This is a genomic window from Micromonospora sp. NPDC049301 (genome assembly GCF_040678715.1).
Classification (GTDB): domain Bacteria; phylum Actinomycetota; class Actinomycetes; order Mycobacteriales; family Micromonosporaceae; genus Micromonospora.
The window spans coordinates 464,615-489,866 of sequence record NZ_JBFAQO010000003.1 but is presented as its reverse complement, the minus strand read 5'-3'; the positions used below and the strand labels follow the sequence as shown (position 1 = coordinate 489,866).

General features: G+C 71.2%; 22 protein-coding genes. 11 read left to right on the top strand and 11 right to left on the bottom strand.

Annotation, left to right across the window (positions count from 1 at the left end):
- Nucleotides 1-20: 20 nt before the first annotated feature.
- From AB0K07_RS12185 to aceB, 5 genes are read right to left on the bottom strand one after another with little or no spacing between them, the layout of a single operon-like run.
- Complete coding sequence (locus AB0K07_RS12185) at nucleotides 21-1,883, bottom strand: L-lactate permease (protein ID WP_363753830.1); 1,863 nt, start codon at nucleotides 1,881-1,883, stop codon at nucleotides 21-23.
- Nucleotides 1,884-1,926: 43 nt separating this feature from the next.
- Nucleotides 1,927-3,360 carry a heterodisulfide reductase-related iron-sulfur binding cluster gene (locus tag AB0K07_RS12180; protein WP_363753827.1) on the bottom strand — a complete coding sequence of 478 codons (1,434 nt, stop codon included), beginning with the start codon at nucleotides 3,358-3,360 and terminating at the stop codon, nucleotides 1,927-1,929.
- On the bottom strand, nucleotides 3,360-4,646 hold the full coding sequence (locus tag AB0K07_RS12175; protein ID WP_363753825.1) for an FAD-binding protein: 1,287 nt from the start codon (nucleotides 4,644-4,646) through the stop codon (nucleotides 3,360-3,362). The genes AB0K07_RS12180 and AB0K07_RS12175 overlap by 1 nt, the downstream gene beginning before the upstream one ends.
- Nucleotides 4,646-6,118 carry an FAD-linked oxidase C-terminal domain-containing protein gene (locus AB0K07_RS12170; protein ID WP_363753823.1) on the bottom strand — a complete coding sequence of 491 codons (1,473 nt, stop codon included), beginning with the start codon at nucleotides 6,116-6,118 and terminating at the stop codon, nucleotides 4,646-4,648. The genes AB0K07_RS12175 and AB0K07_RS12170 overlap by 1 nt, the downstream gene beginning before the upstream one ends.
- Before the next feature lie 28 nt (nucleotides 6,119-6,146).
- Complete coding sequence (gene aceB / locus AB0K07_RS12165) at nucleotides 6,147-7,730, bottom strand: malate synthase A (RefSeq protein WP_363753821.1); 1,584 nt, start codon at nucleotides 7,728-7,730, stop codon at nucleotides 6,147-6,149.
- Between the two features lie 509 nt (nucleotides 7,731-8,239).
- On the opposite strand from aceB, the gene AB0K07_RS12160 reads away from it, so the two are divergent.
- The gene (locus AB0K07_RS12160) at nucleotides 8,240-9,433 is read left to right on the top strand and encodes an endo-1,4-beta-xylanase (RefSeq protein ID WP_363753819.1); all 1,194 of its coding nucleotides are present in this window, start codon (nucleotides 8,240-8,242) and stop codon (nucleotides 9,431-9,433) included.
- Nucleotides 9,434-9,502: 69 nt separating this feature from the next.
- Here the strand turns inward: AB0K07_RS12160 and AB0K07_RS12155 are convergent, their stop codons facing one another.
- The gene (locus tag AB0K07_RS12155; RefSeq protein WP_363753816.1) at nucleotides 9,503-9,814 is read right to left on the bottom strand and encodes an NIPSNAP family protein; all 312 of its coding nucleotides are present in this window, start codon (nucleotides 9,812-9,814) and stop codon (nucleotides 9,503-9,505) included.
- Nucleotides 9,815-10,070: 256 nt separating this feature from the next.
- Between AB0K07_RS12155 and AB0K07_RS12150 the strand changes: the two genes are divergently transcribed.
- Nucleotides 10,071-10,982 carry an endonuclease/exonuclease/phosphatase family protein gene (locus tag AB0K07_RS12150; protein WP_363753813.1) on the top strand — a complete coding sequence of 304 codons (912 nt, stop codon included), beginning with the start codon at nucleotides 10,071-10,073 and terminating at the stop codon, nucleotides 10,980-10,982.
- Nucleotides 10,983-11,027: 45 nt separating this feature from the next.
- On the opposite strand, the gene AB0K07_RS12145 is transcribed toward AB0K07_RS12150, so the two are convergent.
- Both AB0K07_RS12145 and AB0K07_RS12140 read right to left on the bottom strand, forming a co-directional pair.
- Nucleotides 11,028-11,861, bottom strand: a complete 834-nt coding sequence (locus AB0K07_RS12145; RefSeq protein WP_363754329.1) for an SAM-dependent methyltransferase — start codon at nucleotides 11,859-11,861, stop codon at nucleotides 11,028-11,030.
- Between the two features lie 59 nt (nucleotides 11,862-11,920).
- Entirely contained in the window at nucleotides 11,921-12,673 is a 753-nt protein-coding gene (locus AB0K07_RS12140; RefSeq protein WP_363753811.1) for a FadR/GntR family transcriptional regulator, read from the bottom strand.
- A 175-nt stretch (nucleotides 12,674-12,848) separates the two neighbouring features.
- Between AB0K07_RS12140 and AB0K07_RS12135 the strand changes: the two genes are divergently transcribed.
- The 7 genes from AB0K07_RS12135 to AB0K07_RS12105 all read left to right on the top strand — a co-directional run bounded on the left by AB0K07_RS12135 (nucleotide 12,849) and on the right by AB0K07_RS12105 (nucleotide 19,986).
- Nucleotides 12,849-14,102, top strand: coding sequence for a sugar ABC transporter substrate-binding protein (locus AB0K07_RS12135; protein ID WP_363753809.1), 1,254 nt, complete (start codon nucleotides 12,849-12,851; stop codon nucleotides 14,100-14,102).
- A 71-nt stretch (nucleotides 14,103-14,173) separates the two neighbouring features.
- Nucleotides 14,174-15,121 carry a sugar ABC transporter permease gene (locus AB0K07_RS12130; protein WP_363753807.1) on the top strand — a complete coding sequence of 316 codons (948 nt, stop codon included), beginning with the start codon at nucleotides 14,174-14,176 and terminating at the stop codon, nucleotides 15,119-15,121.
- Nucleotides 15,118-15,933, top strand: a complete 816-nt coding sequence (locus AB0K07_RS12125) for a carbohydrate ABC transporter permease (protein WP_363753805.1) — start codon at nucleotides 15,118-15,120, stop codon at nucleotides 15,931-15,933. Before AB0K07_RS12130 ends, AB0K07_RS12125 begins: the two co-directional genes overlap by 4 nt.
- A gap of 7 nt (nucleotides 15,934-15,940) precedes the next feature.
- Nucleotides 15,941-17,089: a galactonate dehydratase gene (gene dgoD / locus AB0K07_RS12120; RefSeq protein ID WP_363753803.1), complete on the top strand. Its 1,149-nt coding sequence runs from the start codon at nucleotides 15,941-15,943 to the stop codon at nucleotides 17,087-17,089.
- Between the two features lie 48 nt (nucleotides 17,090-17,137).
- Complete coding sequence (gene manD / locus AB0K07_RS12115) at nucleotides 17,138-18,367, top strand: D-mannonate dehydratase ManD (protein ID WP_363753801.1); 1,230 nt, start codon at nucleotides 17,138-17,140, stop codon at nucleotides 18,365-18,367.
- A complete protein-coding gene (locus AB0K07_RS12110; RefSeq protein WP_363753799.1) occupies nucleotides 18,357-18,929 on the top strand; it encodes a gluconokinase in 573 nt (190 codons plus the stop codon). The genes manD and AB0K07_RS12110 overlap by 11 nt, the downstream gene beginning before the upstream one ends.
- A 151-nt stretch (nucleotides 18,930-19,080) precedes the next feature.
- Nucleotides 19,081-19,986, top strand: coding sequence for a helix-turn-helix domain-containing GNAT family N-acetyltransferase (locus tag AB0K07_RS12105; protein ID WP_363753797.1), 906 nt, complete (start codon nucleotides 19,081-19,083; stop codon nucleotides 19,984-19,986).
- A 30-nt stretch (nucleotides 19,987-20,016) separates the two neighbouring features.
- Here AB0K07_RS12105 and bla read toward each other — a convergent pair whose 3' ends face one another.
- Nucleotides 20,017-21,027, bottom strand: coding sequence for a class A beta-lactamase (gene bla / locus AB0K07_RS12100; protein ID WP_363753795.1), 1,011 nt, complete (start codon nucleotides 21,025-21,027; stop codon nucleotides 20,017-20,019).
- Between the two features lie 471 nt (nucleotides 21,028-21,498).
- Here bla and AB0K07_RS12095 point away from each other — a divergent pair, with 471 nt between their 5' ends.
- Nucleotides 21,499-22,635 (top strand): glutamate--cysteine ligase, encoded by a 1,137-nt coding sequence (locus tag AB0K07_RS12095; protein WP_363753793.1) that lies wholly within the window; start codon nucleotides 21,499-21,501, stop codon nucleotides 22,633-22,635.
- Between the two features lie 93 nt (nucleotides 22,636-22,728).
- Here AB0K07_RS12095 and AB0K07_RS12090 read toward each other — a convergent pair whose 3' ends face one another.
- Both AB0K07_RS12090 and AB0K07_RS12085 read right to left on the bottom strand, forming a co-directional pair.
- Nucleotides 22,729-23,391 (bottom strand): response regulator transcription factor, encoded by a 663-nt coding sequence (locus AB0K07_RS12090; protein WP_363753791.1) that lies wholly within the window; start codon nucleotides 23,389-23,391, stop codon nucleotides 22,729-22,731.
- Complete coding sequence (locus tag AB0K07_RS12085; protein WP_363753789.1) at nucleotides 23,388-24,506, bottom strand: histidine kinase; 1,119 nt, start codon at nucleotides 24,504-24,506, stop codon at nucleotides 23,388-23,390. The genes AB0K07_RS12090 and AB0K07_RS12085 overlap by 4 nt, the downstream gene beginning before the upstream one ends.
- 277 nt (nucleotides 24,507-24,783) lie before the next feature.
- Here AB0K07_RS12085 and AB0K07_RS12080 point away from each other — a divergent pair, with 277 nt between their 5' ends.
- A complete protein-coding gene (locus AB0K07_RS12080) occupies nucleotides 24,784-25,167 on the top strand; it encodes a DUF6223 family protein (protein ID WP_363753787.1) in 384 nt (127 codons plus the stop codon).
- Nucleotides 25,168-25,252: the final 85 nt, after the last annotated feature.

The following is a 25,252-nucleotide window of genomic DNA, read 5'->3' as shown; positions in this document are numbered from 1 at the left end:
CCCCCACCCGCCGAGCAAGATCAGGGCACCATCCAGCCGAGGACCGGCGAGCCCTGGAGTGCGACCAGTACGCACATGAACAGCAGCAGGAGCAGGCTCCAGCCGAACACCTTGCGGAAGATCTCCCCCTCCCGGCCGGCCATGCCGACCGCGGCGGCGGCGATGGCCAGGTTCTGCGGACTGATCATCTTGCCCAGCACCCCACCGGAGGAGTTGGCGGCCGCCAGCAGCACCGGGTCCAGCCCGGCGCGGGCCGCCGTCTCCACCTGCAACGCCCCGAACAACGCGTTGGCCGAGGTGTCGGAGCCGGTCACCGCCACGCCGATCCAGCCGAGGATCGCCGAGAGGAAGACGAACGCCCCACCGGCGGCGGCCAGGAACGCGCCGAGGGTGTTGGTCTGCCCGGACTGGTTCATCACGTACGCGAGGGCGAGCACCGCCATGACGGTGACGATGGCGTACCGCAGCTCGACGTAGGTGCGCCCGTAGGCCCGCAGCGCCCGGCCGGCGGAGACCCGCAGCACCAACGCCGTGAGCACCCCGGCGAGGATCATGAGCGTGCCGGCGGCGGGCAGCCAGTTGAGGGTGAACGTGGCCGACGACAGCGGGTTGCCGTTGCCGCCGAGGATGTCCAGGCCCGGCCAGGCGAACTTCACCGTCCACGGTTCCTTCGCCAGGGCGTCCTTCACGGGCCCGAGGTTGGCGACGGAGAAGATCGCGATGATGATCAGGTAGGGCGCGTACGCGCGGACCACCTCCGCCGGGGTGTCGGCGAGCTGCCGGGACGGGGCGCGGGCGGGGTCGGGTTCGGCCGCGGCACGGTCCCGGTGCGGCCCGGGGGCGTCCTCGGAGACGAGCGGGTCCCCGGGCGGGGTCTCGCCTCCCGGGCCGTCGAGCGACGGTACGGCGGCGGTGGTCGTACCGGAGCGGCGGCCTGCGGTGGCGCGGACGGCGCCGGGGTCGGCCAGCTCGGTCTCGGCGGGTTCACGGGCGGCGGGCACGGTCGCCGCCTCCGGCTCGCGGCCCAGGTCGGCGGGGGTGACCGGGCGCCAGACGCGGACCAGCAGCACGACGGCGGCGGCCGAGACCAGCGCGGCGACGATGTCGGTCAGCGGCACGGAGATGTAGTTCGCGGCGACGAACTGCGCCAGGCCGAAGGTCACGCCGGCGACCAGCGCGGCGGGCCAGGTCTGCCGGACACCGCGCCGTCCGTCCACCAGGGCCACCAGCAGCAGTGGTACGACCACGGCGAGGATCGGTGTCTGCCGGCCGACCATCGCGCCGAGGGTGTCCACGGTGAGCCGGGAGTCGTCGTTGACGCCGCTGGTGACGGTGGCCAGGGTGACGACCGGGGTGGCGAGCGCGCCGAAGGCCACCGGGGCCGTGTTGGCCAGCAGTGCCACCGAGGCGGCGTGGATCGGTCGGAAGCCGAGCGCCATCAGCATCACCACCGTGATGGCGACCGGGGTGCCGAAGCCGGCGAGCGCCTCCAGCAGCGCGCCGAAGCAGAACGCGATGATGATCGCCTGGATCCGCATGTCCGGGCTGACCCGTTCGAACGAGCGGCGCAGCACGTCGAAGTGGCCGCTCTCGACCGTGAGGTTGTAGACCCAGATGGCGTTGAGGACGATCCACAGGATCGGGAAGAAGCCGAAGGCGGCGCCCTCGGTGGCCGAGAGCACGGCCTGCCCGACGGGCATCGCGTAGACGGCGACCGCCACCACCAGCGCGACCGCGAGCGAGATCAGCCCGGCCAGCCATGCCTTCACCTTCAGCACGCCGAGCAGGACGAAGAGGGTGAGCAGGGGCAGGACGGCGAAGATGGCGGAGAGCGCGACGGAGTCACTGACGGGATCGGTGACGACTGTGAACTGATCGAACATGGGTCACCTCGACGCTCGGGGACGGTGGCGGGTTGGTGCGGCCCTACAGCAGCTCCTCCACGGGACGGGCGCGGAGGGAGGCGTCGAGGACCTGGGCGGTGTGGGCCAGCGCGATGTCGCCGCCGGCGCGGGTCACCGCGGCGGCGACCTGCATGAGGCAGCCGGGGTTGGCGGTGACGAGCAGCCGCGCTCCGGTGGCCAGTACGGTGCGGGCCTTGCGGTCGCCGAGTTCGGCGGCCGGCCCGGGGTGGAGCACGTTCCAGATCCCGGCTGACCCGCAGCAGATCTCCGGATCGGCGATCTCCCGCAGCTCCAGCCCGGGAATCTCGCGCAGCAGCCGGCGAGGCTGGGCGCGGACGCCCTGGGCGTGGGCCAGGTGGCAGGCGTCGTGGTAGGCGACGGTCACCGGCAGCGGGTGCCGGGTGGCGACCGGGCCCAGTTCGTCGAGGAGTTCGGACAGGTCCCGCACCTTGCCGGCGAAGTCGGCGGCGAGCGCCGCGTACCGGGGATCGTCCCGGAGCAGGTCGCCGTACTCCTTGAGGGTGCTGCCGCAGCCCGCGGCGTTGACCACGAAGAAGTCGATGCCGGCGGCGGCGAACGTGTCGAGCATCCGGCGGGCGAAACGCTGTGCCTCCACCTCCCGTCCGTTGTGCACGCTCAGCGCGCCGCAGCAGCCCTGCCGATCGGGCAGGATGACCACGTCGCAGCCCTCGGCGGCGAGCACCCGGGCGGTGGCGGCGTTCACCTCGGGAAAGAACGCGCTCTGCACGCAGCCGGTGAGCATGCCGACCACGGCCCGCCGGGGGCCGACCGCGGGCATCCGCTGCGGTGGGCGGGCCGGCCGGCGGAGCCGGGGAGCGAGCGACTCCAGCGCCGCCAGGGTGGGCGCCAGCCGGGGCAGCAGCCCGGTCCGCTGGACCAGGCGACGCACTCCGCTGGCCTGATAGGCGCGCAGCGGGCCGCGCAGCAGCCGCAGCCGCCGGGGGTACGGGAAGAGCGCGAAGATCGCCGCCCGCAGCGCCCGCTCCCGGGGCCTGCGGTGGTGCCGGCGTTCGACCTGCTGCCGGGTGTCCTCGATGAGCCGGTCGTAGCGGACCCCGGACGGGCAGGCGGTGACGCAGGACATGCAGCCGAGGCACTGGTCGAAGTGGGTGACCATCGAGTCCGACAGGGGTTCGCCCTCCAGGCCCTCCTTCATCAGGTAGATCCGCCCGCGTGGCGAGTCCATCTCCTCGCCCCACAGCACGTAGGTGGGGCAGGTGGGCAGGCAGAAGCCGCAGTGCACACAGTCGGAGACCAGCTCGGCGGCGGGCGGGTGGTGCGCGTCGAACGCGCCCTCGCCGGGCGGTTGGGCGGCCAGGCCGAGCACGTCGCGGGGGCCACTGGCCGGGCGGGTGCCGCCGGGCGAGCTGAGCGGCGCGGGTGGCTGGCCGGCGGCGGTCGGGTCCGGGGGGTCGGGCTGCTGGGGAATGGACATCAGATCCCTCCCACGAATCGGCCGGGCGCGAGCCGGGCATCGGGGTCGAAGCGCTCCTTGACCCGGCGCATCAGCGCCAGACCGCCGACCGGGCCCCACAGGTCGATTCGGTCCCGCACGGGCGGGGGCGCGGTGAGCACCACGGCGTGTCCGGCGACGGCGGCGCTGGCCGTCCGCAGTGCGTCGACCAGGCCGGCGACCCGCTCCGGGTCGGCCGTGCCGGGCAGTCCGGCGTAGAGCACGCCGACGCCGGCCGAGCCGCGCAGGTCGAGCGCCAGGCCGGCCCGGTCGGCCGCCGCCCGGGCGTCGGCCAGCAGCCGCGGTACGCCGGAGAGCGCGGCGGTCAGCTTCAGCCCGATGTCGCCGTCCCGCCACGGGTACCGGCCCCAGCCGTCCGGAGGCTCGTCGGCTGCGGTGGCGTCGCCGCCGAGCAGCCGGCAGGTCGCCTCCACGCGGGCGGCCACACCGGCGGCGGTGCCCTCGAGCAGCACCGTCACCGCCGCTCCCCCGCCGGCCGGCGCGTCCACCTCCAGCGCGGCGGGCACGAGTTGCGCGGCGCGTACGGTGCCGGCGAGCCGGCCCGCCTCGGCCGGGTCGCCGGTCCGGCGGGTGACGTACGCGACCGAGGTCGGCAGCGGGTGCAGCCGGAACGCGCACTCGGTGATCAGCCCGAGCGTGCCGTACGCGCCGGTGACCAGCTTTGCCAGGTCGTAGCCGGCGACGTTCTTGACCACCTTGCCGCCGGCGTGTGCGACGACCCCGTCGGCGCGGACCAGGGTGACCCCGATGATCAGGTCGCGCACGGTGCCGTAGAGCATCCGCCGGGGTCCACTGGCGTTGGTGGCCACCGCCCCGCCGACGGTGCCGCCGGGCAGCGGCGCGTCGAGGGCGAGCTGCTGGCGGGCACCGGCCAGGGTGGCGGCCAGCTCGTCGAGGCGGGTGCCGGCCCGGACCACGGTGATCAGGTCACCGGCCGCGTGCTCGACCACCCCGGCCAGCGCGGTGGTGTCGAGGATCAGGTCGAGTCGCCGGGGCGGGCTTCCCCACGACTGCTTCGTGGCGGCGCCGCGTACCGTCACCGCGAGGTCGAGGGCGGCGGCCGCCTGCAGCAGGGTCGCGGCTGCGGCGGTGTCGCGGGGTGTGGCGACGTACCGCGCGGGCACCCCGCTGATCGCGTCGTGCTCGCCGGCCGGCCGGACCCACTCGGAGTCGCCCGGGTCCCGGCCGTCGGTCGTGGTCTCCCGGGTGGCCGCGCGGAGCCGGTCGAGGATCGCGTCGGTGGGCATCAGAACACCTCCGCCAGGCCGGCCTCCTGCGCCGGGTGGACCCCTTTGCGTCGACCGGGGACCTCGCCGCACAGCCGGGGCGTCGGGAAGACCTTGCCGGGATTCGCCAGGCCGGCCGGGTCGAACGCGCAGCGCAGCAGCTGCATCGTGTCCAGGTCGTCGTCGGTGAACATGCGCGGCATGTACTTCGCCTTGTCCATGCCGACGCCGTGCTCACCGGTGATCGATCCACCGTGGCTCACGCAGAGGTCGAGGATCGCGCCGGAGACCTCCTCGGCGCGTTCGGTCTGCCCGTCGACGGCCGCGTCGAAGAGGACGAGCGGATGCAGGTTGCCGTCGCCGGCGTGGAAGACGTTGGCCACCCGGATGCCGCGTTCGGCGGAGAGTTCACCGATGCGGCGCAGCACCTCGGGCAGGGCGGTACGCGGGATGACCCCGTCCTGGACGATGTAGTCGGGGCTGATCCGCCCGACGGCGGCGAACGCGGACTTGCGGCCCTTCCAGAACAGCGCCCGTTCGGCGTCGTCCGCGGCGATCCGAATCTCGAACGCCCGGTTGTCCCTGCAGAGCCGTACGACCTGGTCGAACTGGGCGGCCACCTCCGGTTCCGGCCCGTCCAGCTCGACGATGAGCACAGCGCCGGCACCGGCCGGGTAGCCACAGTGCACGGCCTCCTCGGCAGCGGAGATCGCGAGGGCGTCCATCATCTCCACCGCCGCCGGCACCACCCCCGCCGCGATGATCGCCGAGGTCGCCGCGCCGGCCTGGTCGGTGCTCTCGAAGGCGGCGAGCAGGGTACGCACCGACTCGGGCAGCCGGGTCAGCCGCACGGTCACCTCGGTGGCGATGCCGAGGGTGCCCTCCGAGCCGACGAACGCTCCGAGCAGGTCGTAGCCGGGTGCGTCGGGCGCGCGGCCGCCGAGGCGTACGCGGTCGCCGTCGGGGGTGACCAGCTCGACGCCGGTGACATGGTTGGTGGTGAAGCCGTACTTCAGGCAGTGGGCGCCGCCGGAGTTCTCCGCCACGTTGCCGCCGATGGAGCAGATCTGCTGGCTGGACGGGTCGGGCGCGTAGTACCAGCCGTGCGGGGCGGCGGCCCGGCTGACCGCCAGGTTGATCACGCCGGGCTGCACCACCGCCCGCTCGTCGGACGGTGCGACCTCCAGGATCTCCCGCATCTGCGAGGTGACGATCAGGACGCCGTCGGCGTGCGGCAGCGCGCCTCCGGAGAGCCCGGTGCCGGAGCCGCGGGCCACGAACGGGGTGTCGGCGGCGACGCAGGCGCGGACCACGGCGGCGCACTGCGCGGCGTCGGCGGGGAGGGCGACGAGGGCCGGGACCACCTTGTACTGGGCCAGCCCGTCGCACTCGTAGGTGCGCAACTGTTGACGATCGCTGATCACCCGGTCCGCGCCGATGGCGGCCCGCAGGGCAGCGGTGAGAGCGTCGAGGTCAGTTCCGGCTGTGCTCATCGCCCACCTCCGCGCATCGGGTCGGTCGTCAGGGCATCCGTTCGTACGCCGGCACGGTGAGGAAGTCGGCGAAGTCGTCGGCGACCGCGACCTCCATGAACAGCGCCCGGGCGGCGGCGTAGTCGCCCGGGTCGCCGGGGAGCTTGGCGATCTCCTCGTCGGCGATCCGCTCGACCAGCTCCCGGGTGACCCGGGCGCCGGTGTCGTCGAGGGTGAGGTCGTTGTGCAGCCACTGCCACACCTGGCTGCGGGAGATCTCCGCGGTGGCGGCGTCCTCCATCAGGTTGAAGATGGCCACCGCGCCGGAGCCGCGCAGCCAGCTGGCCAGGTACTGCACGCCGACGCTGACCGCGTTGCGCAGCCCGGTCTCGCTGTGCGGGCCTGGGGTGGCGTGCACGGCGAGCAGGTCGGCGGCGGCGACCCGCACGTCGTCGCGGGTGCGGTCGAGCTGGTTCGGCCGGTCGCCGAGCACCGCGTCGAAGACCTCCCGACAGATCGGCACCAGGTCGGGGTGGGCCACCCAGGAGCCGTCGAATCCGTCGCCCGCCTCGCGGGTCTTGTCGTCGCGGACCTTCGCCATGGCGGTCTCGTTGACCTGCGGGTCGCGTCGACTGGGGATGAAGGCGGCCATCCCGCCGATGGCGTGCGCGCCGCGCCGGTGGCAGGTCCGCACCAGCAGTTCGGTGTACGCGCGCATGAACGGCACCGTCATCGTCACCGCGTTCCGGTCCGGCAGCAGGAAGTCCGCGCCCCGGGTGCGGAATTTCTTGATCACGCTGAACATGTAGTCCCACCGGCCGGCGTTCAGCCCGGCGGAGTGCTCCCGCAGCTCGTAGAGGATCTCGTCCATCTCGAACGCGGCCGGAAAGGTCTCGATCAGCACGGTGGCCCGGATGGTGCCGCGCGCGATGTCGAGGCGTTCCTGGGCTGCCACGAAGACGTCGTTCCACAGTCGTGCCTCGAGGTGGCTCTCCATCTTGGGCAGATAGAAGTAGGGCCCGACGCCACGGTCGAGCTGCCGGCGGGCGCAGTGGAAGACGTAGAGCCCGAAGTCGACCAGGCTGCCGGAGGTGCGCTCACCGTCGACCAGGATGTGCTTCTCGGTGAGGTGCCAGCCGCGCGGGCGTACGACGATGGTGGCGAGGTCGCCGTCGCGCAACGCGTACTGCTTACCCTCCGGTGACGTGAAGGCGAGCTTGCCGTCGATGGCGTCGCGCAGGTTGAGCTGACCGGAGATGACGTTCTCCCACAGCGGGGTGTTGGCGTCCTCGTGGTCGGCCAGCCACACCTTCGCGCCGGAGTTCAGTGCGTTGATGGTCATCTTGGCATCGGTGGGACCGGTGATCTCGACCCGGCGGTCGACCAGGCCGGGTGCCGGCTCGGCGACCCGCCAGTCGGCCTCGCGGATCTCCCGGGTCTCGGGCAGGAAGTCCAGCATCGCGCCGTCGGCCAGATCGGCCTCGCGCCGCCGCCGGAGGTCGAGCAGGTCCCGGCGGCGTGGATCGAAGGCCCGGTGCAGGTCGGCGAGGAACGCCAGCGCCTCCGGGGTGAGGATCTCGTCGTACCGGGGGTGCATCGGGCCCGTGACCTCGACGCCCGCAGGGATAGTCATCGGCTCGCTCCTCACCAGGACATGCGTGGTGATCGATCGGACGCGCTCCTGCCGACTGTAGTTCTCGCCTGTTGTGGGCCGCGAGTTGAGCGACGGCACAGTCGCCGGGAGCGGTCGACCCCGTGCGGCGAACGGCACCTCAGGCGCGACGAGCGGCAGTTCGGCCGGCCTGGGCGGCGGCGAGGTGCCACCGCGGCCCTCCGGGCGCCCCGCCGTGCAATGCGACCAGCTGCCTCGTCGGCCGCACATCCGCCACCCGTCGAAAGTTTCGGCGCAAGGATCCATGGTGTCACGCAGTTCAAGAGTCAGATTTCCGGAAATACTCGCGCTTGACCGCACCCATCGATCGCCCTAACGTTTCGGGCAGATTTCCGGTTTCCCACTCGGAGTGGCTGCCTAGGTCAGCCCGGCCAGCCCGAGGCCCGGCACCGACCCCCGCTTCCCACCGCCGGGCCCGCACCCCGCATCTCAAGATCGAACTCTGTCGATTGATGCCGAAAGGAAGGCAGATGAAGCAACGACGGTGGATCATTGCCGGCGCGGTCGCGGTCGCGACCGTTGCGGCGTTGAACACGGTGCCGGCCGTCGCGAGCCGGCCGTACGATCCGACAGCGCAGACCCTCGCCGCCCTCGGCCAGCGCCACGGCCTCCAGGTCGGCACCGCGGTGAACATGACGGCACTCAACGACACCAGCGACCCGCGGTACCGCGCGCTGGTCTCCTCCGAGTTCTCCTCGGTCACGGCCGAGAACGTGATGAAGTGGGAGAGCCTGGAGCCCACCCGCGGTGCCTACGACTGGGCCGCGGCCGACCAGCTCGTCGAGTTCGCCCGGCGCAACAAGCAGAGCGTGCGCGGCCACGTGCTGGTCTGGCACAGCCAGCTGCCCGCCTGGCTGACCAGTGGCGTCGCCGACGGGTCCATCAGCAAGCAGGAGCTGCGCGAGCTGCTGCGCAAGCACATCACCACGGTCGTCAACCGCTACAAGGGCAAGATCTGGCAGTGGGACGTGGTCAACGAGGCGGTCAGCGACCCGTGGGACAGCCCCCCGACGCTGCACTACAAGGGCTTCTGGGCGCAGAACCTCGGGCCCGGCTACATCGCCGACGCGTTCCGCTGGGCGCGGGCCGCCGACCCCAGGGCGCTGCTGTTCTACAACGACTACAACATCGAGGCGTTCGGCTCCGGCAACCCCGCCGACGACAAGTCGCAGTTCGTCTACGAGATGGTCAAGGGGCTGCGCGCCCAGGGCGTCCCGATCGACGGCGTCGGCTCCCAGGGTCACCTGGGCACCCAGTACGGCAACTACGACACCCTCCAGGTGACCGCCGCGCTGAAGAAGTTCGCCGGGCTCGGTGTCGCCACCGCGTTCACCGAGGTCGACGTCCGCAGCGAGATGACCGAAGCGGTCCAGGCGGGCAACTCGGCGGAGATCAACCCCCGGTTGCAGGCGTCGGCCGCCAACTTCAGCGTCCTGATGAAGGCGTGCCTCGCCGTCCGCAGCTGCCTGTCGTACACCGTCTGGGGCTTCAGCGACAGGTACTCCTGGGTGCCGGATTGGTTCAACGACCCGCCGGAGGGCATGGCCACCATCTACGACGAGAACTACCAGCCCAAGCGGGCGTACCACGAGCTGAAGTCGGACCTGATCTTCGCCGGCCCGCCCTACGTCCTGCCACGCGTCGCACCGAAGCCGCGTCGCTGATCCACCCCGACACCATCGGCGGCCGTGCAGGGCTCTGACCCCACACGGCCGCTGGTCGTGGGTGCGCGCTCAGTCGGTCGGCAGGAGCGGGCGCATGAACGTGCGCTCGTACCGCACGACACAGCCCGAGTCGTCGCGGATGCGGTCGGCCGCGACGAACTCCGGGTCGGTGCCGAACCGCGCACGGTACCGCTCGTAGGCTGCCAGGCTCTCGAAGCTGAACAGCGCCTCGGCCTTGTCGCTGGCGCCCTCGGCGGGCAGGAAGTACCCGTGGTGCACGCCGCCGTGCCTGGCCACCAGCCGCATCCACGCGCGGGCGAAGCGTTCGAAGGCTTCGATCTGCGCGGGGTTGATGGTGTAGTGCACGACGCAGGTGATCACGAGACCACCCTAGAAGCTGGCGTCCCGAGCACGTCGGCCGCCACCGGCTCGTGCCCCCGACCCGCCCGCAGTAAGATCACTGGCACCTCGGCGAAGACAGTCGCCTCCCCCATCCGGAGTTCGCGTGTCCGAGCAGCCAGCCGTCGACCCCGTGCCGGCACCGCGCTGTCTTCCGCGCGATCCTGCCCCGGTCAGACCCCCTGGTCGGCGCGAGGTTGAGCGTCCCTACCGAGGTCTCCGCCGCGCCCTGGCCCTCGTGTGCCTGGTCGCCGCCGCCACGGTGCCGGCCGCCTCGTCGGTGGCCGACTCGTCGGTGGCCGGCACCCTGGCGGCCCGCCCCGCCGTGGTCACGGTGCTGCGGGTGCTCCAGATGAACCTGTGCAACAGCGGCCGTGCCGGCTGCTACACGGGCCGATCGGTCACCGAGGCCGCCACGGTCATCAGCACCCAGACGCCCGATCTGGTCACCCTCAACGAGATCTGCCGGGACGACGTGACAACCCTCGAGCGGGTGTTCTCGCGGGTCCACAGTGGCGACACGATCGTGTCCGCCTTCAAGGCCGCCGGCGACCGCCCGTCCCGCTCCGTCACCCAGTGCCGCGACGGCCAGCCGTACGGCATCGGGCTGCTGGCCCACCTCGAGGTGCCGTACACCGCGTACACGGTGCGCAGCGGGATCTACCCGCAGCAGGATGTCGCCGACCCCGAGGAACGAGCCTGGCTCTGCGTCGACCTCCTCGGCGAGCTGCACGCCTGCACGACACACCTGGCGGCCACCGGTGTCACCGTCGCGCTCGCCCAGTGCCGACATCTGCTCGACACGGTCGTGCCGGCGATCCGCAGGAGCGCCGGGTACGCGCCCACCGTGCTGCTCGGCGACCTCAACCTCCGGCGCGGCGGCTCCCCCGACGTCCGGTCCTGTGCGCCGCCCGGCTACCTGCGGGTCGACGACGGCGCGCTGCAACACGTCATGGCCACGACCGACGTCACGATCTGTTGCAGCCGGTCGATCGACATGCACGGGGCGACCGACCACCCCGCGGTGCTGGCCACACTCACGATCGAGGGCAGACGTCCCGGCTGGACCACCGTGACCTGCGGCAGAGCAACGGGGCCCGAGCGGACCGTCCCGGTCAGTCCAGCAGCTCCACCCTGTCACCGACGCTGATCGTACGACCGTCGCGGCTCCGGCCGAGCCGACGCCCGCGGCTGGTTATCGCACGATGCGGGCGACGGCGCCGTTGAACGACACGTCCTGCACGGAGGGACGTGGCTGCGGCGCGTCGTCCGCGCGCCAGTGCGCCACGGACACGATGCCCGGGTCGACGAGCGCCAGCCCGTCGAGCAGGTCCGCGAACTGCTCCGTGCTGCGGGCGCGGAACCGTCCGTCCTGGTTGTTGGCTTCGAGCTGTGCGGTCACGGCCGGCGGAAGCTGTTCCCAGGTGACGTGCGAGGCGACCACGTAGCTGCCGGCCGGGAGCGCGGCGACGAGCCGGGCGAGGATGCCCCGGGGGTCCTCGTCGTCGCGGATGAAGTGCAGGATCGCCACCAGCATCAGCGCGACGGGCTCGGTCAGATCCAGAGTGGTGCGCAGGCCCGGGTGGGCGAGGATCCCCTCCGGATCGCGCAGGTCGGCGTCGAGGTAGGCGGTGCGGCCCTCGGGTGTGCTGCTCAGCAGTGCGCGGGCGTGGGTCAGGACGATCGGGTCGTTGTCGACGTAGACGACCCGCGCCGACGGGTCGATCGCCTGGGCGACCTCGTGGGTGTTGTCGGCGGTCGGAATGCCGGTGCCGACGTCCAGGAACTGCCGGACGCCCTGCTGCGCCAGGAAACGCACCGCCCGCTGCAGGAACATCCGGTTCTCGACGGCGGCCAGGCGGATGGTGGGCATCGCGGCCGCGAGGGCGTCGCCGGACTCCCGGTCAGCGGCGAAGTTGTCCTTGCCGCCCAACAGGTAGTTGTACCGGCGAGCCGGGTGGGCGACCGAGGTGTCGATCCTGTCGGCGGCTGACACCTTTCCGCTTCGACCAGTCACCACGCCCCCCATCGCCACGCTCGACCTCCACAAGGTACACACCCGGCGACCGCGGTGGCTGCCTGCCGGGCTCAACCGCCCGTCTGCTCCCACATCGACTTCATCTCGCCGAACGCCTGCTCCATGATCTGGACCATGGCGGCGCGGGCCCGGTCGCCGTCATGGCGTTGGATCGCCTGCGCCACGTCCGCGTGCAGTTGTAGGGCCTGCTCGTGCGGGTAGTGCGGCATCAGGTCGTAGTGGTGGCGACCGGTGAGCACCTCCGCCACCAGGTCCTGCAACTTCACGAACATCTCGTTGCCCGAGGCGGCCAGCACCCGCCGGTGGAACTCGATGTCGAGGTGGAGGAAGCGCTCCTCGTCCCCGGCCTTCCCGGCGGCCCACATCTTGGCCGCCAGCCCGACGAGGTCGCTCGCCTCGTCGTGGTCGACCCGGCGAGCGGCCAGCCAGGCGGCGTGCGGCTCGACGGCGGTCCGCAGTTCGGTGATCGAGCGCATCTGCGCCATCCGACCGTCCGAGGCCAGCCGCCAGCGGATCACCTGCGGGTCGAAGACGTTCCAGTCGTGGGTCGGCCGGATCAGCACCCCGACCCGGCGACGGGTCTCGATGAATCCCATGGCGGCGAGCACCCGCAGGACCTCGCGGACGACCGAGCGGGACACGCCGTACCGGTCGACCAGCTCGTCGATGTTCAGGACGGAGCCGGGCGCCAGCTCGCCACCGCAGATGGCGGTGCCGAGGTGGTCGAGAACTTGTGCGTGCAGCCCGGCCTCGGCAGGGGCCTTCTTCTGGACGGCTGCAACCCCTGGTGAGGACCGGTCCACGCGTTGGAGCATATCAGTTGAAGATCACCCCTTGAATAAATCCGCTTTATCGGCCTAGCATCCGGACGTTAAGCGGACGTTAACAGCAAGGTCGCGCTCTACCCCCACAGCGGCGACCACGACAGAAGGAGAGATGGACGTGCGGCGTCGATCGATATTCGGAGCTTCTCTGGCCGTGGTTGCCGCCATCGGCCTGTCGGCGTGCGGCGGTGGCGACGACGACAGCGCCGCGTCGAAGACCGTGCGCGTGACCCTGGCCAATCACGTGTGGACGGAGAACATCAAGCAGGCGCTGCCGGAGTTCGAGAAGCAGTCCGGTCTGAAGGTCGAGATCACCCAACTCGGCGAGGACCAGCTCTCCGACCAGTACAACGTCAAGCTGAACGCGGGCTCCAGCGACATCGACGTGATGATGTACCGCCCCCTTCAGGAGGGGAGGCTGTTCGCGAAGAACAAGTACCTCGCCGACCTGTCCGACAAGGTCAAGGCCAACAAGGACTGGGACTTCAGCGACTTCCAGGCCGGCCCGGTGGAGGCCACCTCGTACGAGGACAAGGCGGTCGGTGTCCCGATCATCACCGAGCAGGAGGTCCTCTACTACCGCAAGGACCTGCTGGCCAAGGCCGGCCTGACCGCCCCGCCGAAGACCCTCGACGAGCTCAAGACGGCCGCCGCCAAGGTCAAGGCCGCCGACCCGAGCGTCGCGGGCTTCGTGGCCCGTACCGGAAAGTCGCCGGCGGTCACCCAGTTCTCCAGCTTCCTCTACAGCTTCGGCGGTGACTTCGTCGACAGCAGCGGCAAGGCCACCGTCAACAGCGAGCAGGCCAAGCAGGCGTACGCCTACTACGGCGGGCTCCTCAAGGACCACGGCCCGGCGAACGTCAGCACCGACATGAGCTGGCCCGAGGCGATGGCGATCTTCACCCAGGGCAAGGCGGCGTTCTACACCGAGGCCAACTCGCTCTACAAGAACGCCACCGACCCGGCCAAGTCGAAGGTCTCCGACACCGTCGGCTTCGCGCCCTTCCCGGCCGGCCCCGCCGGTTCGAAGCCGTACAACATCCCCTCCTGGGCGCTGGGCATCAACGACAACTCGGAGAACCAGAGCAACGCCTGGAAGTTCGTCGAGTGGGCGACCAGCAAGGAGCAGACGCTCGCGCAGCAGAAGTCCGGCGTGCCGGGCGCGCGTACCTCGGTCTGGGCCAACCCGGAGGGCACCGCGACGTACCCGAAGGACCTGGTCGAGGCCATCGCGGCCAGCACCAAGGACGGTGTGGGTCACGACCGCCCGCTGGTCAACAAGGTCGCCCAGGCCCGGGAGATCGTCGGCCAGCCGATCGTCGACGCCATCGCCGGCAAGGACGCGGCTGCGGCGGCCGACACCGCCAACGCGGCGTTCCAGAAGTTCCTGGACGACGAGGCCAAGTAAGCCTGACGCGGGGGTGGCACGGCCGTCCGGCCGCGCCACCCCCGTTCGGCCCGCCCACCCCCGGAGATCTCATGGCAGCAGTGACCACCCCCACCAGACCGCCCCACAGAGTCTCGGAGACGCCGGACACGCCCGCGTGGGCCCGCTGGGCCAACGACCATCGCAAGTGGCTCTTCGCGGCGCCGGCGATGATCTTCGTCGCCGCGCTGATCATCTTCCCGCTGGCCTGGACCGGATACCTCAGCCTCACCGACGCCGAAGGCTCGGTCCGGGCGGAATCCGAGTTCGTGGGCTTCCAGAACTACGTCGAGGTGCTCTCGGACACCGACCGGTTCTGGCCCGCCGTCGGCCGGACCGCCGCGTTCACCGTCGTCGCGCTGCTGTTCGAGGTCGTCCTCGGCATGGCGGTCGCGCTGCTGCTGTGGCGACCGTTCCGGGGCCAGAAGTGGGTCCGCGTCGCCATCCTGATGCCGCTGGTCGCCACCCCGGTCGCGGTCGGCATGATGTGGCGGCTCATCTTCGACCCGAACATCGGCCTGGCGAACCAGGTCCTCGGCTGGGTCGGCATCGGACCCCAACCGTGGCTGGCCGGCCAGCACTCGGCGCTGCCCACCACGATCTTCATCGACGTCTGGCAGTGGACCCCGATGGTGGTCCTGATCCTGCTCGCCGGTCTCACGTCGCTCTCCGACGAGCCCCAGGAGGCGGCGCGCATCGACGGCGCCAGCACCTGGCAGCGGTTCCGGCACGTCACCCTGCCGCTGGTGATGCCGACCGTGATCGTCGCGATCCTGCTGCGCGGCATCGACGCGCTGAAGACCTTCGACATCCTCTACGCCACGAAGGGCCGCGGCGGCGGCTCGTTCCACGAGGTCGAGACGCTCAACGTGTACGCCTACGGCCTGAGCTTCGACTACAACGAGTACGGCATCTCATCGACGGTCCTCATCATCTTCTTCCTGATCATCATCGGGTCGATGTGGGCCCTGACGTCGCGTAGGAAGGAGGCGCAGCGATGAAGCCCCGCCCCGCCTACCGGGTGTTCCGCGTCGTGGCGCTCACCGTCGTGGTGATCGCGCTGCTCGCACCGCTGCTCTGGATGGTCGCCGCGTCGTTCAAGACGAACGTCGACATCTACGACACGGGCAAGGCGCTCGCCTTCTCCCCCACCCTGGACAACTACGCGAACGTCCTGGAGCAGGCCAACTACGCCCAGTTCATCGGCAACAGCCTCTGGGTGGCCTTCGCGGCCACCGCGCTCTCCCTCGTGCTGGGCGTGCCCGCCGCGTACTCGATGAGCCGCTTCAACATGAAGAAGTCCGCGCTCGTGGTGCTGATGGCGCGGGTCATCCCCGGCGTCTCGCTGCTGGTGCCCTGGTACTACGTCTTCTCCAACCTGAAGATGGTCGGCGGGTTCAGCGTGCTGATCCTGAGCCACATGTTCGTGTCGCTGCCGCTGGTGGTCTACATCATGATGGGCTACTTCGACAGCCTCCCCCTCGAACTCGAGGAGGCGGCGCTCGTCGACGGGCTGACCCACATCGGCGCGTTCCGCCGGATCACCCTGCCGCTGTCGATACCGGGCGTGGCCACCGCCGGCATCCTGTCGTTCATCTTCTCCTGGAACAACTTCATGTTCGCGCTCGTGCTCTCCGGCGCGGACACCAAGACCCTGCCCGTCGCGATCTTCGACTTCGTCGGCTACGCCAGCATCGACTGGGGCGGCCTCATGGCGGCGGCCAGCGTCGTCACCCTGCCGATCATGCTGATCGCCCTGTTCGTGCAGAAGTACGTCGTCTCCGGCCTCACCGCCGGCGCGACCAAGGGCTGAGGACGCCATGACGACAATCGCACGCGTCGAGACCTTCCTCATCGCCCCCCGCTGGCTCTTCGTCCGCGTCGAGACCGAGTCCGGCATCGTCGGCTGGGGCGAGGCGACCTGCGAGGGCCGCTCGGAGACCGTCCGCACCGCCGTCGAGCAGCTCAGCGAGCTCCTGATCGGCCGGGACGCGCTGCGGATCGAGGACCACTGGCAGACCATGACGAAGGGCTCCTTCTACCGGGGCGGCCCGATCCTCGCCAGCGCCGTGTCTGGCCTGGACCAGGCGCTGTGGGACATCGCCGGCAAGCACTACGGGGCGCCGGTGCACCAGCTGCTCGGCGGCCCGGTCCGGGACCGGATCCGGGTCTACGGCTGGGTCGGCGGCGACGAGCCCAGCGAGGTCCGCGACCACATCGCGGCGCAGGTCGCCGCCGGGCTGACCGCCGTCAAGATGAACGCGTCCGGGCGGATGAGCCCGATCGCGTCGGTCGCCGAACTGGACGGCGTGGTGCAGCGGGTCGCCGCCGCCCGGGAGGTGCTGGGCGACGACCGTGACGTCGCCGTCGACTTCCACGGCCGGTTCACCCTCGCCAACGCCCGCCGCGTCGCCCCGCTGCTGGAGCCGTACCGGCCGCTCTTCCTCGAAGAGCCGGTCGTGCCGGAGAACTCCCACCTCATCGGCGACTTCGTGCGGTCGACGACCACGCCCGTGTCTACGGGTGAGCGGCTCTACAGCCGGCAGGAGTTCCTGCCGGTCTTCCAGGCCGGCATCGCGGTCGCCCAGCCGGACCTCTCGCACGCGGGCGGGATCTCCGAGGTACGCCGGATCGCCGCGCTCGCCGAGGTGTACGACGTGCAGCTCGCCCCGCACTGCCCGCTCGGGCCGATCGCCCTCGCGGCGTGCCTGCAGATCGGCTTCGCCACGCCCAACTACCTGATCCAGGAACAGAGCATCGGCATCCACTACAACCTCGGCGCCGAGGTGCTCGACTACGTCGTGGAGACGACGCCGCTGATCTTCGTCGACGGGCACATCGAGCGGCTGACCGCGCCCGGGCTCGGCATCGAGATCGACGAGCAGGCGGTACGGGCGGCGGACAAGCGCGGGCACGCCTGGCGCAGCCCCACCTTCCGACACCCCGACGGCTCCTACGCGGAATGGTGAGCACCGTCCGCTGAACCCGCCCAGCCCGGCACCTGAGAAAGGCACCCCGTGAAGATTGTCGCAGCGGACGTCATCGTCACCAGCCCGGACCGCAACTTCGTCACCCTGAAGATCACCACCGACGACGGGGTCACCGGCCTGGGCGACGGCACCCTCAACGGGCGGGAACTGTCGGTCGCCTCGTACCTGCGCGACCACGTCGTCCCGCTGCTCATCGGGCGGGACCCGCACCGCATCGAGGACACCTGGCAGTTCCTGTACCGCTCGGCGTACTGGCGGCGTGGGCCGGTGACCATGGCGGCGATCGCGGCCGTGGACGTCGCGCTGTGGGACATCAAGGCCAAGGCCGCCGGCATGCCGCTCTACCAGCTGCTGGGCGGTGCGTCGCGGACCGGCATCATGGCGTACGGCCACGCCTCCGGGCGAGACATGCCCGAGCTGTTCGACTCGATCCGCCACCACCTCGAACTCGGCTTCCGATCGATCCGGGTCCAGACGTCCGTCCCGGGCATCAACGCCGTCTACGGGGTCGCCGCGCAGCCCAGCGCCGACGGCAAGCGGTACGACTACGAACCGGCGCAGCGCACCCCGCTGCCGGCCGAGGAGGACTGGGACACCCGCTCCTACATGCGCCACCTGCCCGGCGTCTTCGAGGCGGTACGCAACGAGTTCGGGGCCGAGCTTCCGCTGCTGCACGACGGGCACCACCGGATGACCCCGATCCAGGCCGCCCGGCTCGGCAGGGACCTCGAACCCTACGACCTGTTCTGGCTCGAGGACTGCACCCCGGCCGAGAACCAGGAGGCCCTGCGCCTCGTGCGCCACCACACGACCACGCCGCTGGCGATCGGCGAGGTCTTCAACACCGTGTGGGACTACCAGACGCTCATCCGCGAACAGTTGATCGACTACGTCCGGTCCGCCGTCACCCACACCGGCGGCATCACGGCGATGCGCAAGCTGCTCGACTTCGCCGCGCAGTACCAGATCAAGTCCGGCATCCACGGCCCGACCGACATCTCACCGGTCGGCATGGCCGCCGCCCTGCACCTCGACCTGGCCATCCACAACTTCGGCATCCAGGAGTACATGCAGCACGGCGCCCTGACCAACGAGGTCTTCCGGCAGTCCTTCACGTTCGCCGACGGGTACCTCCACCCCGGCGAGCAGCCGGGCCTGGGCGTCGAGCTCGACGAGGCGGCGGCGGAGAGGTTCCCGTACGTGCCGGCCTACCTGCCGTTCAACCGCCTCAAGGACGGGACCGTCCATGACTGGTGAGCAGGATGCGGCTGTCCCCGCCAGCCGCCGGCAGCCGCCCCGGCACGTCGTCGTGATGGGCGTGTCCGGTGCGGGCAAGACGACCGTGGCCCGGGGGATCAGCGACGCCGCCGGCCTGACCTTCGCCGAGGCCGACGAGTTCCACTCCGAGGCCAACGTGGCGAGGATGCGCTCCGGCGTACCCCTCGACGACGCCGCCCGCTGGCCCTGGCTGCGCGCCCTCGCCGACTGGATGGCCACCCGCGACGCCGAGGGCGTGTCGACGGTGCTGGCCTGCTCGGCGTTGAAGCGGTCCTACCGGGAGGTGCTCCGGCAGGGACCGCCGACCGTGGACTTCGTCCACCTGGACGGGACGGCGGAGGTCATCCGGGAGCGGATGGCCCGGCGCGCCGGGCACTACATGCCGGCGAGTCTGCTGGATTCTCAGCTGGCCATCCTGGAGCGGTTCGAGCCGGGCGAGTCCGGTCTGGTGCTCGACGTCTCCCTGTCTCCGGAGGAGCTCGTGTCGGCCGCGGTGGACCGTCTCGGGCTGCGTACCGGAGCCACGGCCCTACCCGGATAGCCGCCCCCACCTGCCACCTCAGCTTCGGTGATGGCCAGCGCCACCGCCGCGTACGCGCGAAGCGCTCGGCGGTCGCGATCGCCGACGGGTCGAAGGCGTTCGCTGTGTCGACTCTGGCGTGAATCCTGGATACCTGACTAAAGTCAGGCAAGTGAGATCGGACCTCGTCGCCGCCGTGCGGCGCTTCAACCGCACGGTGACCCAGCGCGTGGGGGCACTCGACGACGGGTACATGGCCTCCGGACGGCCCCTGGCGCAGGCGCGACTGCTGTGGGAGATCGGTCCGGACGGCGCCGAGGTCGCCGCGCTACGGGCCCGACTCGCTCTGGACTCGGGCTACCTCAGCCGGCTGCTGCGCACCCTGGAAGGCGACGGGCTCGTCACCGTCGGCCCGGCCGACCGGGTCGGCGGCGACGCACGGGTCCGGGTGGCGACGCTCACCGAGGCCGGGCGGACGGAGTGGTCCCAACTCGACGAACGCTCCGACGAGTTCGCCTGGTCGATCCTCGCACCGCTGACCGGGCAGCGCCGCGAACAGCTCGTCACGGCGATGGCCCAGGTCGAACGGCTGCTCGTCGCGTCGATGGTGGTCGTCGGGCCCTGCCCGCCCAGCGACCCACGCGCCCGGGCCTGCCTGCGCGCGTACGCCCGCGACGTCGCCCGGCGCTTCGACGACGGGTTCGACCCCGCACTGAGCAACCCTGTCCACGACGAGGAACTCGTCCCGCCCGCCGGCGTGTTGCTGCTGGCCACCCTCAACTCCGAGCCCGTCGGCTGCGGCGCCGTCAAACTCCACCCCGGCGCACCCGCCGAGATCAAGCGGGTCTGGGTGGCGGACACCGTACGCGGGCTCGGCATCGGCCGGCGGATACTGGGCGACCTGGAGCGGTACGCCGCCACCCGAGGCTGGGCCAGCGTGCGGCTGGACACGAACCGGAACCTCACCGAGGCGATCGCGATGTACCACTCGGCCGGGTACCGGGAGATCGAGCCGTACAACAACGAGCACTTCGCCCACCACTGGTTCGAGAAGCAGCTCCAGCCGCCCCCGGGCTGAGACAGCCGCCAGGAGCTGCTGCTGGGCGTGTCAGGTCAGCGTGGCCACCACGTATGCGGCGGCCTCGGCGACAAGGGCCTGATCGTATGCCGCATCCTTCTCGGCCTTGCTCGACATGATCCCGATGACGAGTGGCGCGGACGCCGGAGGCCACACGACGGCGATGTCGTTCACGGTGCCGTAGCCACCGGTCCCGGTCTTGTCGGCCACGGTCCATCCCCACGGCACACCAGCCCGGATCCGTTGCGCACCGACGCTGGTGGCGTTGCGCTCCAGCAGGTCACGGAGAAAGGCGCGCTTGTCGGGTGGCAGGGCCTCCCCCAGCACGATGCGGTGGTAGTCGGTGCCCAACGCTCGCGGGGTGCTCGTGTCGCGCGGGTCCCCCGGGGTGCCGCTGGCGACCGCCGGCTCGATCCGATCCATCCGGGTGACCGTGTCGCCGAGGCTCCGGACGTACGCCGTCAGCCCGCCCGGCCCGCCCAGATCGCGGAGCAGGAGGTTACCGGCCGTTCCGTCGCTGTAGCGGACCGCGGCGTCACACAGTTGGCGGATCGTCATCCCCCTGGCCACATGCTGTCGGGTGATGGCGGAGCTCTCCATGAGATCGTCCGTGGTGTACCTGACGACGCTGTTCAGATGTGACAGCGGATTGCGGTGCAGCACCGCCGCGGCAGCGAGCCCCTTGAACGTCGAGCAGAACGGGAAGCGTTCGTCCGCCCGATGGACGACCGTGGCCCCGCTGCCGGTCGCCAGCGCGTACACGCCCAGGCGGGCGTCGAACTTCCGTTCCAACGAGACCAGGCGTTCGTGCTGGTCGTTCGCTGGCGGAGTCGCGGGAGGGGTGGGAGCCGAGGACGGCGAGACGGAGGCGGAGGAAGAGGCCGGCGGGGTGTCGCGCTCCGTGCATCCAGCCAAGGGCACGACGACCGCCGCCCCCAGGAGAGCACGTCGAGTGATGGTCGGCTGTGCTGCCGTCATGGTCTTCCTCCGCTGTTGATTCGCCCTCAAACGACACGCGCGGCCGACCACCAACGGTTGCATTCCTGCCCAGGTCAGACAGGCCGAGCTCCTCGCAGACGGGCCCACCAGCCTCATCACTCTGCCCGCTGGCGCGGACGCCACCCAGGGGTCGCTGACCATCAACCGCTCAATGCTCCACAAGGGCCGGCGAGCAGTTCCTCACCCTGCACCCCCGGCCAGGAGGCCGACATCCTGGTCACCTTCACGCCCGGCATCGCCTCCGCGCGCTCGGTTGACCCGCGCGCCCGACGGCGGTCAGTCGGCGACGACGAGGGCCTGCGGAGCCGCCTGGTGGGCGAGGTGCACGACTCACTCCTTCGCGCTGGTCGCCTGGGCCGGCGGCCCAACGTGGTCAAGAAGGTGAAGGACGACCTGGACTGACACGGGCGAACGCGCGCGCCGTGACCGGCCATCAGTCGACCGTGCCGGGTTTGTCCGCCTGAGGATCGGGAAATCGCGGCGACCTCTGGCCATGACAGGAGCGGACGCACGATGACGCAACGTCCCAGGGTCACCACCGCCGCCCGACCCGGCACGGACGTGCTGACGCTCGGTGTGGAGGAGGAATACCTGCTCCTGGATCCGGAGACGGGCGAGAACATGCCGGTGGCCGACCGGGTTCTGACCGCCCTGCACGGCGGCGCCCGCGAACAGAGCCGTCAGGAGTTCCGGCACAGCATGATCGAGATGGTCACGCCCGTCTGCACGGAGCTCGACGAGCTCCGGGGCCAGCTCGTGGAGCTGCGGGCGGCCGCGGCGCGGGCCGCAGCGAACGCGGATGCCCGCCTGATGGCGGTCGGCGCGACCCCCGTCGCGGAACCACACCGCTCGGTACCGGACAAACCGCGCTACCACGCCATGTCGCACCGCTACGGACCCGTCGCCCACGACCCGGCCGTCTGCGGCTGCCACATACACGTCGGGGTCCCCGACCGGGAACTGGCCGTGCAGGTCTGCAACCACCTGCGGGTGTGGCTGCCGGTCATCCACGCCATCACCGTCAACTCACCTCTGCACGACGGGCGCGACACCGGCCACGCCAGCTGGCGCTCGATGCAACTCGAACGCTGGCCCAGCATCGGCCCCACCCCGCACTTCGCCTCCACCGCCGACTACGACCAGACTGTCGCCGCTCTGGTCACGGCTGGAGTGATGCTCGACGAGGGAATGGTCTACTGGTACGCCCGCCCGTCCGCGGCCTACCCCACAGTGGAGGTCCGGGTCGGCGACGTGTGTGCCACCGTCGACGACACGGTGCTGGTCGCCGGGCTGGTCCGCGCGCTGGTCGCGACCGTGATCGAGGACATCGGCGCCGGCGTGGCCGCGCCCCGCGTCCGCAGCTGCCTGGTCTCCGCCGCGCACTGGCGGGCAGCGCACGACGGTCTCGACGGCACCCTCATCGACCTGCGCGCCGGCGGAGCCCGCCCCGCCTGGGAACTCGTCGACGAACTCTTCGCCACCGTCGCACCGGCGCTCCTGCGCCACGGCAACCTCGGCTACGTGCTGGCCCAGCTGGCCCGGCTACGCCGAGACGGCACGGGCGCCCGACGCCAGCGCCGAACGCTGGAGCGCACCGGTGACCTCCACGCCGTACTGAGTCTGCTGGCGACACAGACCACCGCCCGGTGAGGCGGTCGTCCCCGCCGCCGATGGCGCCTCGCGCGTCCGTGGCCCGACCTTCCCCCGCCGTGCCGGTACGGCGTGGGCGGCGCCGCGCGGCTGTCACCGGTGGCGTGGCGCCACCAGGCCCGACTCGTAGGCGAGGACCACGAGGTGGGCCCGGTCACGGGCATGGAGCTTGGCCATGGCCCGGTTGACGTGGGTCTTGGCGGTCAGAGGGCTGATCACCATGCGTTCGGCGATCTGGTCGTTGGACAGGCCCTGCGCGACGAGGGCGACGCTCTCGCGTTCGCGGTTGGTCAGCCCGTTCAGGTTCGTGTCCGCCCCGGTGTGCAGCGGTTCGGTGACGTACCGGTTGATCAGCTTGCGGGTGATCGACGGTGCGAGCAGGGCGTCGCCGCGCGCGGCGACCCGGACGGAGTGCAGGAAGTCCTCAGGCTCGATGTCCTTGACGAGAAAGCCGGCGGCACCGGCACGCAGGGCGTGGAAGACGTGTTCGTCGAGGCCGTAGTTGGTCAGGATCACGACGTGCACCCGGGCCAGGGCCGGGTCCGCCGCGATGCGCCGGGTCGCCTCGATGCCGTCCATCACCGGCATCTGGATGTCGATGAGCGCGATGTCGGGCAGGTGCTCCCGGGCCAGGGCAAGCCCCTCCTGCCCGTCGGCCGCCTCGGCCACCACCTCGATGTCGTCCTCGACGTCGAGGAGCGCGCGGAAGCCGCTGCGAAGGAGCGGCTGGTCGTCGACCAGCAGGACGCGGATCACGACGTACGTCCCACGGGGAGTTCAGCGAGGACGCTGAAGCCGCCTTCGTGGCGTGGTTCGGCGCGGAGGCGACCGCCGAGGGCGGTGACTCGTTCGCGCATCCCGAGCAGTCCGACGCCGGGTATCGGGGCGGTGTCCGGCGTGGCCGTGCCGTCGTCGTCGACGCGGATCGCCAGGGCGTCCGGACGGTAGTCGATCCGGACCGACGCCGTGGCGGCGGCGGCGTGCCGGGCGATGTTGGTGAGGGATTCCTGGACGATCCGGTAGGCGGTCCGGTCCACCGCCGCCGGTACGTCGTGTCGTTGTCCCTCGATCGTCAACGTCGCTTCCAGGCCGGTCATCCGGGCCCGTTCCACCAGCTCGGGGAGATGGTCGAGCCCGTGCGGCGGAGCCGTCCCGTCGTCGCGCAGGGTCTCCAGGGTCGCGCGCAGTTCCCGGTTCGCCTCACGACCGGCCTCGCGGATCGCCAGCAGAGCCTCCGGCACCTGTTCACCACGCTTGCGGGCCAGGTGGACGGCGACTTCGGCCTGCACCTTGATGATGGAGATCTGGTGGGTGAGCGAATCGTGCAACTCCCGCGCGATGTGCAGCCGCTCCTCGTCCGCGCGGCGGCGCGCGGTCTCCTCCCGGGTGCGCTCCGCCTCGTCCGCCCGACGCTCGGCCTGCCGCAGCGCCTCACCGGCGGCACCGGCGGCGACCAGCCACGCCAGCTCGAGGGCGCCCCGGGCCCGTGCGAGCGCCTCGGCCACGGACATGTCCTGCGGCAGGGCGAGGGCCGCGAGCGGAAGAGCGGCCAGCATCAGCACGGCCGCCACGACCGTGCTGACGCGGTGGCCGGCCCGCACGGCGGCGTACACGGCGAACAGGAACGCGACGGCGGGCACGTCGAAACCGATCGCCTGGTAGCCCACCGCGCACAGCCCCGTGACGGCCAGCACGGGAACGGGGGCACGGCGGCGCGCGGCCAACGCCAGGCCACCGACCGCCAGCAGCGCATAGCCGAGCAGCTCGACATCCGTGGCGCGGTGATCCGCGGACCGTCCGGCGATCAGCAGCACCGCCGCCACGCAGACCGCGATCGCCCAGTCTCTGACACCGGCCCGTCCTGTGCTCATGCGCGCACCTTAGCCCGATGCCGCCGCGGGGCGACTCCTGCTCGCGGGGGAGCCTCCACCTACCGCGCACGCAGTACCGTCGCGGCGTCTGCCGCGTCTGCGGCAGTCGACTGGGCCACCGGCGGCAGCGCGAAGTGCATCCCACCGCGGGACGACCGACGGCGCTCCCGGCGACATGCTCAAGCTCCTGACGAGACGCACGAAAGAGGAGCGGAACATGAGCCGGTCAACAGCGCTGATGACAGTCCGACGTGTACTTGCCTTCACCGGAGCCGCCGTGATCGGGGGTCTCGGGCTCGCCGCACCGGCCGCCGCACACGTCTCGGGCCAACCGGTCGCCGCCGATGTCGGCACCATGAGCGCCGGGCGACTCGGGGCATCGGTGGCCGCCGTGCTGGGGCTGGCAGGTGTGATCATCGCGGGGCTGGCTCTGGGCCGCCCCACCAGTCGTATCGGCACGGGCAACGGGCGACTCGGAGCCAGCGTGGCCCTGGCGGTGGGGCTGATCGGTATCGCCCTCGGCGGCCTGGTCGCGGCCACCTCCGACAGTGGCATCGGCACGGGCAACGGGCGAGGCGGGGCGTACGTGGCCCTGGTTGTGGGGCTGATCGCCACGGTCCTCGGTGGGCTGGCTCTGGCCCGCTCCCGCCGCGCCGGCTGACCGGCGACGCGCGGCGACATCTTCGAATGTCTATTGCCGCGCGGACGGACCGAGTGGTACTCATCTTGGGAAGGGTGATCACCAA